Below are 19913 nucleotides of genomic sequence, written 5' to 3'. Positions count from 1 at the left end.
TACGATGCAGCGCTGGCCTAAAATTCCACTCGGACTGAGATTATTTTTGCTCTACTTCGTCATTGTGATTATGACGACCTATTTTGTCAGCTCAACACTGCTCAAGGAAATCAAACCAACAGTGCGTCAAACCACAGAAGAAACGCTCGTTGATATGGCAAATTTACTAGCGGTATTGGTGGCCGATGACTTAGCCAATGACACCTTACAAAGTAGTAAAATTGCCCGCTTAATTCAGCAGTTTGGCAATCGCAGTGTCGATGCGGCGATCTGGGGGGTCGACAAAAAATCCATGACTCACCGAATTTATGTCACTGATATGTCGGGTATTGTGGTTGCAGATTCTTGGCAACAGGACGTAGGGCGTGATTTTTCGCGCTGGAATGACGTGTACCTTACGCTAAGGGGCCAATACGGCGCTCGTTCCACTGCGACAGATCCAAATGATCCACTGTCAACGGTCATGCATGTGGCTGCGCCAGTCATATATCAAGGTCAAACCATAGGAAGTTTAACGGTTGCCAAAGCGAACCGCTCTGTACAGCCATTTATTGATCTGTCAAAACAGCGAGTGATTAATTGGCTCGCCGTCATGAGTGTGCTGGTGTTATTGGTTGGAGCCGTGATTGCATGGCGCATTAACTCAGCATTGAAGAAACTCTCTGTATACGCTTATAAAATGGGGCGGGGTGAGAAGGCGGCAAAGCCAGTTTTCAGGGTATTTTATGAATATGGACAGCTCAGTGACGCACTGGCGGATATGCGAAATCAACTCGACGGTAAAAATTACGTTGAGTCATATGTTGAAACACTGACCCACGAATTGAAAAGCCCGCTCTCAGGGATAAAAGGGGCAAGTGAACTATTACAGATGCCGCTAGAAGAAGCTAAACGACAGCGATTCGCGACAAATATTGAGCGCGAGTCTGAACGCATGCAGTCTTTGATTGACAAACTATTAGTGCTGGCAAAACTAGAAAAACAGCCTGAACTTGAACAGACAAGTGATATTAATAGCGCCGATTTAGTGCACTATGTTGCAGATACGCTGAACATCAAGATGGAACAAAAAGCGGTTAAATATCAATTTGACGATACACATAGCATTGCGATTGTCGGCGATATCTTTTTACTGCGTCAAGCTTTACTTAATCTGTTTGATAATGCATTGGATTTTGTTACTCATGGCGGGGAGCTTGAGGTACACATAGTGCAACGAGATGAACATTGTTGTTTCGTTATTTTTAATGAAGGGCCGCCAATCCCAGATTATGCGCTTGCTCGCCTCACCGAACGTTTTTATTCATTGCCCAGAGCCAACGGCAATAAAAGCACAGGGCTTGGACTTAACTTTGTTGATCAAGTGGCCAAGCTACACTTTGGTTACTTGCAAATTCGCAACCGCGATAAGGGAGTCGAAGTGACGTTGGCAGTGAAAACTCCATAAAGTCTCCACATTAACTCCACATGTAAGCCAAATAAGGTTATTAGACTGTTGGTAAACCTGAGGAGTTAATCATGAATAATCAAAACAAAGAAAAAATGGGTGTAAAATTTGCGACCTTAATCGGGATTATTATCTTTCTGATGATACCGTTAATGCTGATCAAAGATTTGATTGATGAGCGCAGTCAAATGCAGCAGCAGGTCCAGCGTGAGATAGCTAAAAGCAGTAGCGATGAGCAACGTTTGATCGGTCCATTTTTATATATCGAATTTGAGCGAGAAGTAGAGCAGAAAAATGAAACCAAGGTGATTAAGGACAAAGCCTTTGTATTACCTGAAACGCTTAAAATACACAGCAAATTAGATACATTTGAGAAATATCGAAGTATTTACAAAGCGACCTTGTATCGCTCCATCAATACTATTTCAGGTGAGTTTTCGATTGCTCATCTACACGCACTGCGAGCAGAGCAAGTGACAGGTGCAAGCTTGGTATTTGGTATCAAGGACATTAGAGGTATCGGGTTAGATTCAATATTAAAGGTGTCTGGTCAAGAGGCTGAGATGTTACCCGGGACACTTTTGAACAGCATCCAAGAGGGGGTACATGCGCCAATTTCAGTGTCGCAATTGGCGAACGAGACTTTAACCTTTTCAGCGGATCTGCATTTACAAGGGATGACAAGGCTTTCTGTGTCGCCGCTTGGCAGTGAAACGCATTTGAGTATGTCCGCCAATTGGCCTCACCCAAGTTTTGAAGGTGAATATTTGCCTTTGCGCTCTGATATCAGTGACGAGTCATTTACAGCACGCTGGCAGGCGAGTTATTTCTCAACCAATATGCAAAGCATTTTTACTAATTGTGTCATGCGCAGTCAATGTCAGATGCTATACAACAGAACTATGGGTGTTGCGTTAGTCGATCCGGTCGACCACTATTTGAAAAGTCATCGAGCAATTAATTATGCTTTACTGGTTATTTTGTTGGTAATGGCAAGCTTTTTCCTGCTCGAACTGGTGCGTTCAGAGCCAATCCATCCAGTGCAATATGGCTTTGTTGGACTAGCGTTAGCAATCTTTTATCTACTACTAATCTCATTAAGTGAGCATCTTGGGTTTGGATTTGCTTATCTAATTTCCACGTTAAGTGCAACTGGTTTACTTGGTTGGTATGTCACAGGGATACTCAAAAGTATCAAACTGGGGCTCTACTTCAGTGTTGGCCTGATCATGTTGTATAGCCTGCTCTATAGCATGTTAGGCGCAGAAGACTATGCACTACTGATGGGCAGTTTAATGTGTTTTATGGTGCTTTCTTTGGTAATGATTTTAACGCGCAAAGTGAATTGGTATGGTCATGCTCGTAGTCAGCAAAGTGCCACAGAAGCCACTGCAAATATTAAAAATCAGTCCCCTGCGACTTAGCGAGGAGCAGGGCCAATAAAATCAATAATTAAAGGTGATTTATTTAGATAGACAATGTGTGGCAAAATTGTTGGTTTTTTGCAGCAATAATGATGGAGATTGTATAAATGCTAGAGCTTTCGATTTTACCACTGTTTGCCATGACGTGCATACTTCTTGCGATTTCACCGGGACCTGATTTGGTATTGATTTCAGCTTACTCTTCTGGACAAGGTGTATTAGCTGGGGTGAGGATATCACTGGGAATTTTTATTGCGGGCCTGTTGCAAACGTTGGGCGTTGCTTTGGGCTTAGGGCAGTTAATGCAACAGTTTCCACCACTAATAATGATGGTAAAGTTACTCGGTGCCTTATATTTAGCTTGGCTTGGTGTGAATATGCTAAAAACATGGTGGATAAATAAAACACAACCTGAAAAGTCAGTTAAAGCCACACCGCTGTCTTCTCAAAACCTTCTTATCAAAGGGTTTTTAAATAATTTAATGAACCCTAAAGCCATTTTGTTTTTTAGCGTGTTTTTAGTTCAATTTACAAATGATACGCAGCCGATGGTATCTCAAATCATCACCTTAGGTATATTACTATGCACAATCGTTTTGCTAGTTAACTTTGCTTTTTCTATTATTTTCAGCAAAGTAGCGAGCGCTTTTGCTGGCAAATTTAAATTAGCGCAACACTTTGACGGTATTCTTGGCACGTTATTTCTAGCACTAGCAGCGAGATTAGCGCTTTCAAAAGAATAATAATTTGGATTACATAAATGACAACAATAACAACATTAGAAACAGAGCGACTGAAATTAATCGCGCCCACAACGGATTGCCTAAACGCGTATTTACAGTTTTATACCGACGCAGACGCATCAAAAATGTATGGTGGCCCCATCGAACCGGCGCAAGTACTGGCAAGGCTTAAAGCCGATTTAGGTTGTTGGTATTTGTATGGTTTCGGCGTGTGGGTCGTGCAGGAAAAAGCAACGGGAAAGTATATTGGTACATGTGGCTTTTGGCGTGGTTACAACTGGCCAACGGAACTGACATGGTGGTTGCTACCCGAAGGTCGTGGCAAAGGCTATGCTATTGAAGCGTCTGAAGCTGCTATAAAACATGCATATGACGAGCTGAATTTTGAACATGTGCAAACCTATATGAATGACGATAATGCCCCCGCTCGCGCTTTAGTAGAGCGTTTGGGTGGTGTTAAAACGGATAGAATGTGTTTCCCTGACGGCTTATATCGGGATATTTATACGATAAACGCCCCTCAATAACAAACACCTGCTAAATCATTTTACAGATGTATGAGGTGGCCGAGTAATGTGTGGTCATCTTTTATATCTGTCGGCCTCGATATGAGCGTGTTCAATTGTACTGGAAGCATGATGATACTCGTTATTTTATGCCTGACCCCCATATTGCTATATTGGCTCAATGCGAGCGTACTAAAGCGTAAATACCGCCCAGTTTGGCTATCCGCGATCGCTACGTTTGTATGCTATGCCTCTTTACTGATAAACGTTTCCTATGTAGATCATCATTTAGAGAAAGAGCTTAAGGCTTTTGACCTCAATAATGACGGTTTTTTTTCGGAGACCGAGAGAACACCTGAGCAACAAAAAGCGATGCAACGAGTAGTATCAGATACGGGGCGCAATTTTGCGCCAATTACTGGCGCGTGGTTTTCTCTAGGCTACTTTTTGATACTGTGGTCAGTTACACTCATATGTTCATGGATAAAGCGGCAATATGTTAGGCAAGTGCATCGTACTTGAACGTTCCATAAGGCGATGTAAAGGACTACTTAGCTATTAGCTCAACATTTTCATAGGCCGCAACAATGGCTGATACATCGCCACCACCTTGGTCTATACGCTTATAGTGGGCAATGGTTTTGCTAAGATATTCTGACGCCACAGCACGGGCTTGCTCGTCACGGTAATACCAAATCTTTTCACCAACAGGCGAGATGTCGTCAAATGCTGTTTGGTTAGTTTCTTTATTTGACAATTTTAGCAGCTCGTAATGACGGTTGTTCTCTTTGACCAGCACTTCGTCGATTAAATGTAGTTTTAGAGCACTGAGATCTTGCCTCAATGCATATAAATGATGCACAGGGCAGAGCAAAAACTCGATATCTGCATTCGGGTTATCGATCAATATTTTTTTCACAAATGCACTACATAGATCGCCGCCAACACCTGCAATAATCACTAAGTGTTTGCCTTGCTTCTCACTTAGTGGCAACTTGGCGACGTCCAAACAGTGGGTTTGCCACTGGTCATTTTTGTGTGGATAGAATTGCTGTAGTTTCACTTCAAGGTCTTGTATTAAGTGGGGCACAATGTCGACAAAGTGAATCTTGGCATTGAGGTCTTTATTGAGCAGGTCGGCACCAAGTAGACCGTGATCGCAGCAGCAATCCCATATATGGGTGTAGCGGTCTTCAATCAATGCACTTATTTGAGCAAGTCGTTTACCTAGCTTCATTTTAACTTATCACCTTTGACTTGATAGCGAGCTAGAAATGTATCCACCGTCTCTTCAATGATTTTATCTTCAGTAATATGGGCGTCCATCTCAAAACCATATAGACGTGGGTAGAATATGAATGATTTAAGTTGAAAGACAAACTGTTTGGTCGCAAATGTAATATCGTCTATTTCAAGCTGCTCAGCTGCAATTGCATGATCTATGAAAGTTTCAAAATAACGCATACAACCGACTTTGGTGTTGTTCAAATGTGCAGCCATATCTGGGTTTTGCAGTAACTCTAAAAACGCAACCCGGGCAATACGTAAAAAGGGCGCTGAAGTCAGCATTTTTGCTTCGGAGCGCGCAATTTCTATAAGCTGTTGGCGCATACTTTTGTCACTTGTATAGATCAACTCCTGCTCTTGTGTCACTTGGTCGAGCATGTTTTCGATCACGGCGTAAAGTAGCGCTTCTTTACTATCAAAATGATTGTAAACCGTACGTTTTGATACTTCGGCAGTTTGTGCCACCAAATCCATACTGGTTTGTTGTGCACCATGTTCAGCGAATAAAAGCTCTGCTGCTTGAATGATTTGCAGACGTTTTTTTTCGGACAGCTTCATTGTTAACTCCTCATTTTGACGAGGCTAGTGTAGCTGAATTTAAAAAAAGTTGCACTGCATAGTTTACTTTTTATATTGGATGTGAAAAACTGCACCGTGTAGTTTACTTTTGGTGATGGCAAATGAAAGCTAGATATAAAATCTCCCTTTTTGCAGCAGTATTATTTGGATTAACGGTTGGAGGATGCACTATGGTTTCAAACTTAGATGCACAAGTGAATGAAGCGGGTTATTACTCAACACAGTTTAAAGCGGGTAAATTTCATAATAGCAATGAAACTGAACAGCCCAACATGAGAAAAACCCTAGGCATTTTCTGGCGTTATATTTCTGAAACCAAGCAGTCGCCAGTGCCGAGTAAGCCTTTACCTATGGTACAGCAAAGCACATCTATGCTGACTCAGTTGTCAGATACGCAGATCCATATGATAAAACTGGGTCATTCATCGGTATTACTGAAAGTGTACGGCAAGTACTGGCTGCTTGATCCGGTATTTTCAAAGCGTGCTTCGCCTTTCAGTTTTGCAGGTCCTGAACGTTTTCAAGACACGCCTATTTCCCTTGAAGACTTGCCGCCCATTGAACGTATTCTGATCTCTCATAACCACTACGATCATTTGGACAAAGACAGTGTATTGGCGCTCATAGATAAAACTAAAGAGATCTTTGTACCACTTGGCGTTGAAGGTGACCTAAAACAATGGGGTGTTGATGACACTAAGATCAAGGCATTTGACTGGTGGCAAGAGCACACGGACAACAATAGCCTAGTATCATTTGTACCAACTCAACACTTCTCCGGTAGAGGATTGGGAGATAGTAACAAAACATTGTGGGGGTCATGGGTAATTAAGGCTGGCGATCAAAGTATCTATTTCAGTGGCGACTCCGGTTATTTTGATGGATTTAAAGAAATTGGTCGTCGCTATGGGCCATTCAATTATACCTTCATTGAAACTGGTGCATATGACAAAGATTGGGCAGATATCCACATGACCCCAGAGCAGAGCGTGCAGGCGCATCTCGACTTAAATGGTGAGGTCATGTTCCCTATTCACAATGGAACATTCGATTTGGCTTTCCACTCATGGTACGACCCGCTTGAGCGTGTGAGCAAAGCGGCTGAGCATGAGCAGGTGACAATAAACACGCCGATTGTAGGGGAAGTGATCACGGCCGGCACGCCTCATAACAATGCCTTTTGGTGGAAATCTCTGATGTCGAAAGGTTAACAGCCGCGTCTTGTTTGTATAGTATACCGGTCCAAAGCAATCTTGTTTTGGACCAGACCTATGTATACAGAAATAGAACAAACCACCATTAATATTGTCGACCGACAGCTTGAAGCCTATAACAATCAAGATATCGACGCATTTGCTGCAACTTATAGTGAAGACGTAGAAATTTACCAATCTCAAACTTTGGTCTTCAAAGGAAAGCAAGCGCTCATTGAGCGTTATGGCAAAAAGTTTTCAAGCCTTAGCTACTTACATGCTTCTTCTTTGACGCGTATTGTTCAGGGGCACTTTTTAATCGATCATGAGCTGGCTCAATCGTCAACTCTACCCAGTAAAGAGATTGATCATAGCGTTAAAGTGGTTGCTGCATACGAAGTAAAAGATGGCCTTATCTGTAAAGTCACTTTTATGGGCTAATATTTAGATCATTCGCAGCATTTACAGTGTTGTTGATATTGATTATTATTATCAATATCAACAGCCAAATTACCTTCAGGATGAATTATCAACAGCTAATTGCTAAAGACGCTTTTGAAAAAGCGTATCAAAACGCAAGTGCGGAATTTGCAGTAAAGGCAATGATCCTTAAACATAACCCTGCCAATATTGATAACTTGGCCGCATACATAGATGCTGGGCGCAAATTTGTAGAAGTATGTCTAAAAGGCGGCGATCCGTTACATGTTACTCATTTAAAAATGTGGATCAGGCGTAATTTGGTATTAAATTATGGCCGGGGGGCTGCTAATTTGTCTTTTCAAAATATGTGTCTAGCTGAGCTTATTTATTTAGATAAACAGCTCAAAACGGTATTTGCCTATTATGGTAATAATATCACCCCCTTGTTGCCGCAAGTGAGGTGATATTAAACACAAGTAAGTTTAAATATGGGTGTTATGAAAGGCTGTTTACTGTACGCTTTAATTGTGAGGACAGCTGAATTAAGTAGTCACGACCATACTGCTTGTTTTCAAGCTCTGCAAATAAAAAGGCAGGCAAATCATTAGCGTAGTCTTCACTTAAGCTTGCAATACCCAGCGCACATGCTGCGACCGTATCAACATCACCACCAAATGCGACCGATTGAGTGAGTATTTCAGCGTAACTGCGTGCGTTAATTAAAACAGTGAGTAAGGCGTTTACGGTTTGATGACCGCAACAAGCGACCTCTTTACTCCAGTTAACATCCCACTCAATATCGGTATGAGATTGTACAAAATTAGCGACTTGCTGTTTGGGTCCTAGTTGATAGTAAAAGTAATGACTAGCTAGCGCGACAGCTTGAGAAGAATTAATACCGATGGGTGTGTTGTGAGTCACACAAGCCTGTAGCTTTGCCTTGTTGAGAACATCGTCAATGTTGGGAAACAACCCTATTGGGACTGAGCGCATTGCCGCGCCGTTTGCTGTGCTATTGGGCTTTATTTTTGCCAAAAATTCATCCGCTGATTCAATTGATTCCAAAAAGGCATAAAACCCTTTTGAATACCCAAGTCGCTTGTCCCGTTTAAAACACTCAACAAACTTTCGTGTAATACTTTCCTTAGTCCATGATTCAGAGCTTACTATGAGTTCTGCTAACGCAATCGACATTTGTGTGTCGTCTGTATAATGGCCTGGTGCAATACCTAAACCGTGTTCATGGTAGGCTGTCAGGTTATTAAAGTTTGTAACTTTTTCTTTGCTAGCAAACTCAAAGCCTGCACCGTAAGCGTCACCGATAGCGATTTCTAGTAACATGTAACTTCCTCTAATTGTTCCATCAGTAAATTAGTTTTCTACCTTTGTCATTGCTGAGCTGGCCGTTTAGCTTTTTAAATAAGTAAAAAGTGAAGGTTTGATTTTCTGTATTATATCCTGAGTTGTAGGTCATAAAGGTTAGGAGCTAGTACTTAACAGCGATACTCAAAACGTGACCCATTCGACTAACGACACTCTATTTAATAATTCAGGGTGTAACTTCATGCATTGGAGATTTGCTGTGCACTTACTTTATCAAAATCAAAAAACCTATCAATAAGCTATAAACAACGCTTTTTTATCATAAATACGATTGACTACATAACGACGGATACCGTTCAGAGTGGCTTTGTATTTTTTATGGGTATTTTTATCATTGCTATGGATAAAAATAAAGCACCTTCCGTTGCGATCAGGCTCCACTGTATCATTTGTGCCCAGGTAAGGGGTTTGATAATTCCTTCAGTAAGACATTTTTGTTAAAATAGCGCGCTTAAGAGCTTATTTTTGAGGAGTTTCATGAAACACTGGGCTGTACGTATATCCATCTTAATAGTTATCATATTGGTCGCTAGGCAACCTGACCTTGAACTGGATCATCAAGGAAAAACCATTTCGTATAAAGGATTAGTACAACCTACGGATTATTCAGGTGTAACAAATGAAACTTGCACAGCACGTCGACTTTCCTCTGTTGAACACCCTTATATTGAAAATACCATACCTGCGATAGACAAAGCATTTGAGCTAGGTGCAGACACGGTACACCTAAACATTCATGCTACAACAGACAAGCAGTTGGCTGTGTTTCATGATTGGACGTTAGATTGCAGAACCAATGGCGAAGGTGTGACCTCTAAGCAAACAATGGCGCACCTCAAAACACTGGATGCCGGGTATGGCTACCGTGTTGGTGAAGAGGAGACCTACCCATTGAGAGGTAAAGGGCTCGGGCTTATCCCTTCCCTTGCGGAAGTACTAGAGCAGTTTCCTGAAAAGTCATTTCTACTCAACCTAAAAACAGCTGGGCCAGACGCCGTTGAAGTGCTTACGAATCATTTGGAAAAGCTTTCTGAAGCGCAGCGTAATCGTTTAAGCTTTATTGGTCTTCAAAGTGTATCTGAAGGGATTATAGAAAAATTCCCAAACCAAAAGACGTACTCAAAAGAAGTGGGTAAGCGCTGTTTGGTGAAATATATCTTTATTGGTTGGTCTCGTTATTATCCAAAATCTTGTGCCAACACAACACTGGTGTTACCTGAGCAATTTGGTCGCATATTGTGGGGGTGGCCGGATCAATTTGCTGCGCGAGCCCAGCAAAATGGCAGCGAAGTATACTTGTATCAAACCAAGCAACCTTACGCCAAAGAGAGCGATTATAGGGAGCAAGGGATCGGTTTGTTTACCGCAGATATGTATGGCTTAGCTGAGGCGGCAAAAAGCCAATAGGCAGGTCGAGTGACATTGATATAATAGCGAAGAGGCTGCAACTTGCAGCCTCTTTTTCATTAATACACGTCTCTGACATAACGCTTTTGTTTTTTCAGGCTCGCCACGTAGGCTTGGGCTTGTTCAGCATCTAATCCGCCATGTTCAGCTACCACATCATGGAGGGCTTTGTCGACATCTTTGGCCATTCTAAATGCATCTCCACAGACGTAGAAGTACGCACCGCGTTCGAGCCATGAAAATAGTTCTGCGCCTTGTTCTTGCATCTTGTCTTGAACATAGATTTTCTGTGTTTGGTCTCGGGAAAATGCTAAGTCTAGGCGGGTTAAAATCCCAGATTGTTGCATTGCCTCTAACTCTTCTTGGTACAAAAAGTCGCACGCCTTTTGTCTGTCGCCAAAAAACAACCAGTTGTCTCCAGTTGCCTGTGTTGCTGCGCGCTCTTCTAAAAAGCCTCTAAATGGCGCGATACCAGTGCCTGGACCGACCATGATAATGGGGGCTGACGCGTCCTCTGGGACGGAGAAGTGTTTATTGGGTGCGAAGTAGCACTTAACCTTGTCACCTGGTTTGCAAATGTCGGCCAAAAACGTTGAACAAACGCCATTATGTGTGCGGTTATCCTGAGTATAACGGACGCTTGCGATCGTTAAATGCACTTGGTTGTGATGTTTCTTAATACTCGAGGAGATGGAATAGGCTCTCGGAGCAAGGGGCTTAGCGAGACGTATAAAATCGCTGGCTGTAAAGGCAGTGGGCGCATATTTTGTTAATAGGTCAACGCAGTCTAGTCCCCAAAGAAAATCATTGAGACTCTGCGGGCCCTCTTCGAGCTTGCCAATAAATTCGGCATTGCCACTGCGTGCGGCTACCTCAGTGATAAACTCTTTACTAGGTATTCGGATCTCCAAATGTTCACTGAAGATGGTTTGCAGTGCAAGAGTATGCCCATCATATTGCTCGTGTTGTTCTTTCCTTGCGCCGAGTATGCTGATCAACTCTTCGACTATATCTGGTCGATTGGATGGAATTAAATTAATGGCATCACCAGCGTCGTAGCTCTCGTTTGTATCGAGTAGTGAAAACTCGTAGTGACATGTTTCTTTGCCTGAGCCCGGTTTATTCAATATATACGTACTGATTAGCTCTGCCTCAAACGGGTTATCTCGATTGAATTTGGATTTTGCCTTTTTTGTTGCCGCAGGGGCTGCACTGGGCACGACATCACTATGTCCATTACTGCCTTTTTGCGCGATGGTTGGCAGTGTCTCTGCGATCCATTCCTGTGCTGGAGATTCAAAGGCAACATCGCAATCGACCCGCTCAGCAATCCGTGTGGCCCCCAATGCTTCTAAGCGTTCATCCCATTGAATGCCTGCTAGACAAAAATCGTCGTAGTTGGTATCGCCAAGCGCTAGTACAGAGTAATAAGTATTGTCGAAACGCGGTGCGTTTGCGCTCGAAATATCGTCCCACAGAGCTTGGGCATTGTCAGGCATTTCTCCTTCACCATAGGTACTGGTGACGACCAGCAATCGTTCGGCTTGGCTTAACTGTGTAAGGTCAGCGTCATCCATGTCAATAACAAGCGGAGACAGCCCATGGTTTTTAGCAATCTCTGCTGCTTCTTCTGCAACACCTTCGGCATTGCCTGTTTGCGAACCATAAATAATGGTTAGCGGCTTGATCTGCTGTTGTGGGGCGCTGGTGGTCGAAACATGCTCTTCCTTAACCAATAAACGCGTGTGTAGTCCAGCTAAAAAGCCGCCTAGCCATTGCCGTTGATCGTCATTAAACGGAATATCTTGTGGTAAAAACGGGACTTTTTTGTTGCTTTTTAATTGTTCCATAAGGTTCTCCTTCTTACGCAGCGGTTTTAACGGCTTCAGACAGTACATAGCAATAGTGTGTAGCGAGCAGTTCATCGACACTACGGTACTTGAGCAGTGCTTTTTGCACGGCTCTGTCTCTGTGTATGATCCACACGCTCGTACCTAACGCATGTGAGTCACAGACTTCTCTGAGCGAGAGCGCATCTTTGTAATCTTGAACGCGTTTTAAAGCCAACAGGCAGCTAAGAGCCTGATCGTCATAACTAGCCAAGGCTTCTTTTGCATCTTTGGCAAGTGCATCAATTAGTTTGTGATCTAAGGTTTCAAATAAGTACTTTGCGGTGATCTCTGTGTAACCTTGTGTATGTTGTTTTTGTGCCAATTGCTCCGCTCTGTGAAGCACTCCCGCACTAGTTATATAGTTGTAAACTAATTCAGTATCGCAATCGCCATAGTCCGGAAGCTTGCCAGAAAACAGGCATGCTGCGTCATTGTGATACTTGTGATATGCAAGCTGGATAGCTTTGACAGACTTATCTGCCCAGCCGAGCGACAGCTCTTCGAGCATTGTCCGCCTATTTAATGACTGGAGAATCTGTTCTGCGCAGTGGTACTGGTAAAGTGCGTTTGGAATAAGCACGTAAAAATGTTGCTTAGCGGATGGCCAGTTATCTAAAAGTGCCTGCACGCGTGGTGAGCCAGTAGCTTTGAGGTGTTCACGCAAATGTTGCAACAACGCCAGTTCCTGTCCGCGACTTAGCTCATTGTCGGTAGATAAGCACAGCGTCGACACTGAGTCTTGCGAGCACAATTCACTAATTTGTCCCGATGGATCATATTGATACGCGGTTCCGCCACTCATGCCATTGCCAAACCCTTTACCATAAGCGCCTAGGTTGACGATAGCGCCATTGGTCATATATTCACAGCAAAAGTCGCCAACGCCTTCTACGACAGCGACAGCGCCGGAGTTTCTCACTCCAAATCGGTCACCTGCCTGACCGCAAACATAGAGCTGTCCGCCAGTTGCTCCAAATAGTGCGAAGTTTCCAATTAGGACATTTTCATCGATATTTTTACCACTGCTGGTAATGGTGATATGACCGCCACTGGCACCTTTACCAACCCCATCGTTACACGTTCCAATATGGCGAAGTGACATGCCTGAGTTATTGAAAGCCCCGTAACTTTGGCCAGCAGAGCCTGAGGTGTGTAAGTTAACGCAATGTGGCTTGAGTACAACACGGCCGTTTTCAAGACGCATGATGGCGGGGTGGGCGTTGATATCTTTATCTGACAGTTGGTAATTTAAAATGCGCTCAATGTCGATAGCTAATTGACCTGCAACGGTTTTATTGCAGTTATTGAGTTTGATTGACTCACTGTCAAAGCTTTCTTTACTTGCCGTTATAAACTCGCTTTGTAATTGCTTTACCCATTTGTTATCAATGTCAAAATTGGCTTCCAAGTAGATCGGCGAGTCGAATTTTATCTCTTCGGCAGGCTTTAACATTGCGGTCATATCTAACTTGCCAACCATGGCAGGGTGGGAGACGAGATGTAATAAATCTGAGCGTCCTCGCACTTCAGATAAAGAGTGATAGCCTATACTGGCTAAGATCTCTCGTACTTCGTGTGCTACATTCATAAAATACTGTGCAAGTGCTCTTGGATCGCCTCGGTATACTTCTGGGTTAGTGGTGAGTCCAGCAGGACACTTTAAATTACAGTTTTTAGCCATAACGCACTTGAGCATCATAAGTGCAGTGGTGCCAAATTCGAATGAATCTCCGCCTAACATAGCGGATTTAACTACATCGCTACCCGTTTGATGCGCATTGGAACAGCGCAGTGTGATTTTATCTCTGAGGCCGTTTTCGCTGAGTGCTTGATGTACTTCAGCAATGCCGATGTCTGCTGCTCGGCCAGTGTGTTTCAAGCTCGTTACTTGTGCCGCGCCTGTACCGCCAGTGTTTCCAGCGACATTGATGACATCAGCCCCAGCTTTGGCAACGCCAACGGCAATCGTACCGATACCCTCTGAAGAAACCAGTTTAACAATAACTCTGACTCGTGCCGCTTTGGCATCGTGGATCAGCTGGCCCAAATCCTCTATTGAGTATGTATCATGGTGTGGCGGTGGAGAAACCAACTCAACACCCGGTGTGCCACCACGTGCCGCGGCTATCACGACATTGACTTTGGGCGCAGGAAGCTGACCACCTTCACCTGGTTTAGCACCTTGGCCAATTTTGATTTCGATTTCTTGTAGTGCCGGGTCGGCTAAATAGCCGGTCCAAACGCCAAAGCGCCCAGAAGCAAATTGCTTTATTTTACTGGCTTTGACCGTATTGTAACGGCGGGAGTTTTCTCCGCCTTCTCCTGAGTTACTCATCGCACCTGCGATGTTGGTGCCCTGTGCGACGGCTTCATGGGCTTTTTCAACGAGTGCTCCGTGACTCATAGCGCCTGAAGCGAAAGTCGCAGTGATTTCGTGGGCGGGTTGTACTTTGGCCAGAGACACAGGCGCCACCCCTGTACAAAGTTTTCCGCACAGTTTATCTAGCGTAGAGTTGGTTCGTGTGACTATTAGGATCTTATCATTGGCTGGTAGCACCTCATACACTTCAGTTTTGAATAACTGGTTTAATGCCTCTGCGAGGTGCAAATTGGTTTTTGGGTTTTTTGCACTGTGGCTAAGCAGCCATTTATGTTGAGCGATCGGCTCTACGCTTAAACCTCTAATATTGACTTTATAGGAACCTGAGATCTCTATCAGTTTTAGAGCATCAACAAAGGCCTGTGTGCTATCAAGATGCGTAAAATCAAGCGGTAGAGAAAGCACATCTCGCAGTGCAGCTGGACGATGATGTCGTTCAACAAGTAGGTTGTGACTAAAATCTCGATAAGCTTGTGTGATTTCAAATTGGGCTATTTGCGCGGGGGTTCTGGCTTCGTAGCCAAGATCTTTATAGCCGTCATCTTCGGGTAAAATAACGCCAGTATCAGTGGACTCGAGCTGTGACTCATCAATATATTGAATTTTTTCCTCGGTCATATTGATGTATTCACGTACGGCAGTTGTGCCAAAACTGTGGCCAGCCCCTTGGGCTCGCTCCTTAAACAAGCCGAGCACAGGAATTTGATCTTCGGCTTGAACCTCAAATACTTTTTTGTGCCATGTAATGGCACTATCAGCCAGATCTTTAAAACGAGCTCCGCCAACTGGCGAGTGAATATTTGGAAAAATAGCTTTGAGCAGTGGGTCGTGTGTGTCGATGAAGTTGGCTTCAAAAAACTCTCCACCAATGTAGCTCTCGACAGTGCACAAACCAAATTTACCCATTGTTTTCATCAGTGCTTTTTCGGCCGCTTTTTGGTATCTGGCAAGCGCATCAAAAACCATATCTTCGTCTTTAAATAGCTCGATCGCACGATTGTAAACGGTGATAGGGCAGACTGCTGATGCGCCAAACCCTAATAGACAGGCAATGTCATGTGTGCTCGCGGCTTGTCCGGTGTGACAAATTAAACTGGTGTTGAAGCGCAGACCTTCGGCAATCAACTTTTGATTGATAGTAGCAACGGCAAGTAGCGCGGGAATAGCTGCTTGTTGGTGCGTAACCTTGTGATCGCTCAGTACAATGATATCGCAACCTTCACAGGCTAGCTGCTGTGCTCGACAGGCCAGAGTTTTGAGTGCATCAAGTAGTTGCTGTTGATGGTCTGTATAACTTGTATCAACATTGAAGAGCATCGGTAGTGTTTCGACTTTGAGTGCAGTCTGCGCCGTAATTTTGGCTAAATCATGGGGTTTTAATAGTGGAGAATTAAGCACTATTTGGCGATGGCTAGTCGAGCTAATATTGGGTTTTGCCCCCAGTGCAACACGCAGCGTCATACCGTCAACTTCGCGTATGCTATCTAACGGTGGGTTAGTCACTTGGGCGAAACGCTGACTAAAATAGCGAGAAACGCCACCTTCCTCTCGGGTTAAAACATTCGGAGCAAGGCCATAGCCCATTGCCGATATTTTCTCTGAGCCATCTTGCAACATGGGGTCTAGCATAAACTTAAAGCTTTCTTGGTTCATACTATAAGCGACATGTTGTGCAGTAATGTTTAAATGGGTGTTTTGCGTTATATCACTGTGCGTTATATCGGGTAATTCAGCGAGCGTTAGCCTTGCTTCATCTAACAAGGTCGCATAGTCATGCTCTGAGGCGAGCTCTTCTAGAATTTGAGCAGTGAATTTAATCTCTTTGTGCTGATGGTCAAATACAATCATACCGCCAGCTTCAATCCTTCCTCTGCGAATAATTTCCTCAGCGGGAAAATCTATCTGACCAGCTTCACTCATCACGGCCAAATAGTCATGAGTTTCGACACTACGTAAAGGTCGCAGGCCAAGTCTGTCGAGTCTTGCGCCTACCTTTACGCCATCGCCAAAAATAAAGGCGGCTGGGCCATCATTTTTCTCTTCGTAAAGCGAGAAATACTCTAGCATCGCACGCACAGGCTCGGATAAGCTGTCATCGTTTTCCCAAGCTGGCGGCATCATCGCAAGAGCGGCGACATCAATAGGCATATCATCTTCAATGACACGCCGAGCAAGGGTTTGATCTAGCCGCGCGGAGTCTGATTGTCCGGCCGGAAAGATAAGCCGTTTGTTTTTATACTTCGCAATGGCGTTTTCACTGAGCCGGTTCTTACGGTCGGTGTTTAATTCTCCATTGTGTGCCATACGTCTAAATGGTTGGGCAAACATGGGATTAGGGGCTGTATTAGTTGAAAACCGGGTGTGAAAAAACAGTGTATGTATCTGTTGGTCAGGATCATTGAGATCTTTGAAATAGGGAACCACTTCCCAGCTGTTCAATCGGCCTTTTAAAACCTGCGTTCTGGAACTCATGGACAGTGGATATAAACCCCGAAGCTTTTGTGTGGTAAACGCGTGTAGCTCAATTTCTTCAAGCGCTTGATGAATAAGAGATTCAAAAACAGCCTGACTGTGGATATGAGCGGGGCGCAAAAAAATGAGCTGTTTTATGGTTAGTTGTGCCAGCTGGCTTGCGCTATTTAGCACTGCGGCATCGGTTGCAACATCGCGGGTTGTCAGCACGTCTAGCTCATATTGCCGCAGTACTGTATTTATCAAAGATAATGCATCTTCTCGATTGGCATTGTCATTTGGCAGGAAAAAGTTAGCAACACCAAACTCACCCAGCTCAAGAGTAGGTTGTTTGGTCACTTTTCTAAAAAATGTGAGAGATAAATCAATATTTACACCAGCGCCATCGCCAATTCCTTCGGCATTCATTCCACCTCTATGTGGGATCATACAAAGTGCCTGATGTGCGTGTTGGATAAGTTGGTGTGTTTTTAAGCTCTGCTTGTGAGTAATAAAGCCGACACCACAACTAGACTTATCGAGGTCTTTATCAAATAAATATCGTTTCATAGTGTACCCAATTCAGTAAAACGGGTGTGCTCATCCTAGTATTTGCCTTTGAAAACGAGCTACACATTTTTTAAGCAGGCTTTCCAAGCTACTTCTTTGTGAATTTATATGCAAATGATAAATATTTGTATTCTCTTTGATCTGGTTTTTACGCCAATTCTTGCGGTGTGAAAATTAAATAATGTTAATTTATATTATTGATTTTTAGTTGTTTTACCTAGTTTTGGATAGCAGTTGATGGCTTGTTGAATATTTTTCACGCCAGTGAATTTATATTGTGTTCATCAGCTTTCGACATGAGGTTTTTTGTTGTTCGAGGTCGTATTGCAATGCCTGTTTATTTAACAAAAAATGATCTTGCTGTATACACAGCCCTGTGTTAGCTTAAATCTGTTATGAATACTTTTATCTTTGAAACACTTATCAAATTTTCTTGGTGGCGCTCTTAATAGAGCGGCGCTTGAATACGTGTGTTCAACTGCTGCCGAAAGGTAAGGGTTGAATCAAAAACACTGTCTCTTTCGGTAGCCAACTAAACAAGGAGACAGCTATGACACATACCATTCTAACCGGTGACAGACCAACCGGCCCATTGCACCTAGGACATTTTGTCGGCTCACTGCAACATCGAGTTGCGCTGCAAGAACAACACAATCAAACGATTTTGATTGCTGACATGCAAGGGCTGACGGACAATGGTCATAACCCGAAAAAAGTTGCTGACAATATTTTTAATGTGATGGCTGACTATTTAGCAGTGGGTATTTGCCCTACTAAAACTACCATTTGCTTGCAATCAGCACTACCCGCTTTGGCGGAGCTTGCGATGTATTACGCAAACCTAGTGAGTGTATCGCGGCTTGAACGCAACCCGACAGTGAAGGCTGAAATTGCCAGCAAGGATTTTGGCGCATCAATCCCCGCGGGTTTTCTAAATTATCCGATCAGTCAAGCGGCAGATATAACTGCTTTTGACGCGACCTTGGTGCCAGTAGGTGAAGACCAACTTCCGATGATAGAACTTACCAACGAAATTGCTCGAAAACTCAATAATATTGCCGGACAGCAAGTATTGGTGGAGGCAAAACCATTGCTAAGCAAGGTGTCTCGGTTACCTGGCGTGGATGGAAAAGCAAAAATGTCTAAGTCATTGGGTAATGTCATCACCTTTGGCAGCACAGATGACGAAATAGTTAAAGCGGTGCGCGCGATGTACACTGACCCAAATCATCTGCGTGTCCAAGATCCTGGGCAGGTTGAAGGCAATGTGGTGTTTACTTACCTAGATGCATTTCATGAAGACAAGCAGTACATCGAGTCACTGAAAGCGCATTATCGACGCGGCGGGCTTGGAGACAGCAAACTAAAAGGCATATTGGTGGATTGTTTAATTAATTTAATCTCGCCCATTCGAGAGAGAAGAGCGCACTATTTAGCGGATCAACATCAGTTGAAAGCCTTGCTCAAAGCCGGCACTGAGCAAGCTGATCAAAAGTCACAGCAAGTATTAGGTAGAGTGAAAAGCGCATTTGGCTTAAGTGTTTTTTGAAAGGAGTATTATGTGACCGACCACGGTTTAAATAAACGGTGGTCGGCACGCCTCATTCCCAATGCGATTGGGTGTCTTACTCTGGTTGCTTTAATGGGGTCGGTTGAAAAATTTCTGGGTCAATTTCTCGAGTATTAAAATTGGGGAAATCTCGCACCGATGCCATTTTTTGCGGATCGCCTGTGACCATTCGCAAAAGTTGATTGGTATCCGCTTTGAAATAGTAAGTGGCTGGTCCTTTGCCGTTAGGTCGTTCAAAGTGCCAAATATCAGCTTCAATGCCCATCACCTCACATGTGCCTATCAACTCGGCGTTGCATTGCTCAAGCACATCTTGCATTAAGATCAACTCGTGACACGGGTCAACCTCATCGTTCAATACTTGCTCTTGAAACGAGCTTTGCTGATCCATGTGCGCACGACTATAAGCAATTTTGGACTTAAAAGATTCATTGGTTGCCGGGTACATTATCTCCGACATCCATAATCTATGGCCGGTTTTTTCTTCAGACCAAGGGTTGAACAAACCATCTATTCGACAAACATTATTACTGTAATCAAACCAACAATAACCGGACGTGATATGGTCTTCCGGCTGCATTGGTTGCCAGTACGAAATGTAACTGCTATTCCACTGCGCAGGGAGCTTAGGGGGCTGCTTTTGTTTGTGCAGATCCAT

At 43.7% G+C, this 19913-nt stretch carries 16 protein-coding genes; 10 read left to right on the top strand and 6 right to left on the bottom strand.

What is annotated here, in order from left to right:
- Positions 1-4 precede the first annotated feature (4 nt).
- The 5 genes from creC (at position 5) to QNM18_RS10790 (ending at position 4642) form a co-directional block, all read left to right on the top strand.
- Positions 5-1447, top strand: a complete 1443-nt coding sequence (gene creC, locus QNM18_RS10810) for a two-component system sensor histidine kinase CreC (RefSeq protein WP_284137195.1) — start codon at positions 5-7, stop codon at positions 1445-1447.
- Positions 1448-1518: 71 nt separating this feature from the next.
- The gene (creD, locus tag QNM18_RS10805) at positions 1519-2871 is read left to right on the top strand and encodes a cell envelope integrity protein CreD (RefSeq protein ID WP_284137194.1); all 1353 of its coding nucleotides are present in this window, start codon (positions 1519-1521) and stop codon (positions 2869-2871) included.
- 107 nt (positions 2872-2978) lie between these two features.
- Positions 2979-3614, top strand: a complete 636-nt coding sequence (locus tag QNM18_RS10800; protein ID WP_284137193.1) for a LysE family translocator — start codon at positions 2979-2981, stop codon at positions 3612-3614.
- Positions 3615-3631: 17 nt separating this feature from the next.
- Positions 3632-4141 carry a GNAT family N-acetyltransferase gene (locus QNM18_RS10795; RefSeq protein ID WP_211010711.1) on the top strand — a complete coding sequence of 170 codons (510 nt, stop codon included), beginning with the start codon at positions 3632-3634 and terminating at the stop codon, positions 4139-4141.
- A gap of 81 nt (positions 4142-4222) precedes the next feature.
- Entirely contained in the window at positions 4223-4642 is a 420-nt protein-coding gene (locus QNM18_RS10790) for a hypothetical protein (RefSeq protein ID WP_284137192.1), read from the top strand.
- A 25-nt stretch (positions 4643-4667) separates the two neighbouring features.
- Here the strand turns inward: QNM18_RS10790 and QNM18_RS10785 are convergent, their stop codons facing one another.
- Together QNM18_RS10785 and QNM18_RS10780 are read right to left on the bottom strand one after the other, a co-directional pair.
- Positions 4668-5357, bottom strand: coding sequence for a tRNA (adenine(22)-N(1))-methyltransferase (locus QNM18_RS10785; RefSeq protein ID WP_284137191.1), 690 nt, complete (start codon positions 5355-5357; stop codon positions 4668-4670).
- Positions 5354-5965 (bottom strand): TetR/AcrR family transcriptional regulator, encoded by a 612-nt coding sequence (locus QNM18_RS10780; RefSeq protein ID WP_211010715.1) that lies wholly within the window; start codon positions 5963-5965, stop codon positions 5354-5356. The genes QNM18_RS10785 and QNM18_RS10780 overlap by 4 nt, the downstream gene beginning before the upstream one ends.
- A 191-nt stretch (positions 5966-6156) precedes the next feature.
- Here QNM18_RS10780 and QNM18_RS10775 point away from each other — a divergent pair, with 191 nt between their 5' ends.
- From QNM18_RS10775 to QNM18_RS10765, 3 genes are all read left to right on the top strand, one after another.
- Entirely contained in the window at positions 6157-7197 is a 1041-nt protein-coding gene (locus QNM18_RS10775) for an MBL fold metallo-hydrolase (RefSeq protein WP_284137190.1), read from the top strand.
- A 60-nt stretch (positions 7198-7257) separates the two neighbouring features.
- Entirely contained in the window at positions 7258-7620 is a 363-nt protein-coding gene (locus tag QNM18_RS10770; RefSeq protein ID WP_284137189.1) for a nuclear transport factor 2 family protein, read from the top strand.
- Between the two features lie 80 nt (positions 7621-7700).
- A complete protein-coding gene (locus QNM18_RS10765; protein ID WP_284137188.1) occupies positions 7701-8066 on the top strand; it encodes a hypothetical protein in 366 nt (121 codons plus the stop codon).
- A gap of 31 nt (positions 8067-8097) precedes the next feature.
- On the opposite strand, the gene QNM18_RS10760 is transcribed toward QNM18_RS10765, so the two are convergent.
- Positions 8098-8943, bottom strand: coding sequence for an ADP-ribosylglycohydrolase family protein (locus QNM18_RS10760; RefSeq protein ID WP_284137187.1), 846 nt, complete (start codon positions 8941-8943; stop codon positions 8098-8100).
- Positions 8944-9462: 519 nt separating this feature from the next.
- Between QNM18_RS10760 and QNM18_RS10755 the strand changes: the two genes are divergently transcribed.
- Positions 9463-10392: a glycerophosphodiester phosphodiesterase family protein gene (locus QNM18_RS10755; RefSeq protein ID WP_284137186.1), complete on the top strand. Its 930-nt coding sequence runs from the start codon at positions 9463-9465 to the stop codon at positions 10390-10392.
- 59 nt (positions 10393-10451) lie between these two features.
- Here the strand turns inward: QNM18_RS10755 and QNM18_RS10750 are convergent, their stop codons facing one another.
- Both QNM18_RS10750 and QNM18_RS10745 read right to left on the bottom strand, forming a co-directional pair.
- The gene (locus tag QNM18_RS10750; protein ID WP_284137185.1) at positions 10452-12242 is read right to left on the bottom strand and encodes a sulfite reductase subunit alpha; all 1791 of its coding nucleotides are present in this window, start codon (positions 12240-12242) and stop codon (positions 10452-10454) included.
- A 13-nt stretch (positions 12243-12255) separates the two neighbouring features.
- Entirely contained in the window at positions 12256-17685 is a 5430-nt protein-coding gene (locus QNM18_RS10745) for a glutamate synthase-related protein (RefSeq protein WP_284137184.1), read from the bottom strand.
- Positions 17686-18235: 550 nt separating this feature from the next.
- Here QNM18_RS10745 and trpS point away from each other — a divergent pair.
- Positions 18236-19234, top strand: a complete 999-nt coding sequence (gene trpS / locus QNM18_RS10740) for a tryptophan--tRNA ligase (protein ID WP_211010725.1) — start codon at positions 18236-18238, stop codon at positions 19232-19234.
- A gap of 76 nt (positions 19235-19310) precedes the next feature.
- On the opposite strand, the gene vioE is transcribed toward trpS, so the two are convergent.
- Complete coding sequence (vioE, locus tag QNM18_RS10735) at positions 19311-19913, bottom strand: violacein biosynthesis enzyme VioE (RefSeq protein ID WP_284137183.1); 603 nt, start codon at positions 19911-19913, stop codon at positions 19311-19313.

The organism is Pseudoalteromonas obscura, from assembly GCF_030135505.1.
In the GTDB taxonomy this organism is placed as follows: Bacteria; Pseudomonadota; Gammaproteobacteria; order Enterobacterales; family Alteromonadaceae; genus Pseudoalteromonas; species Pseudoalteromonas obscura.
This window is presented reverse-complemented; position numbering and strand designations above follow the sequence as displayed.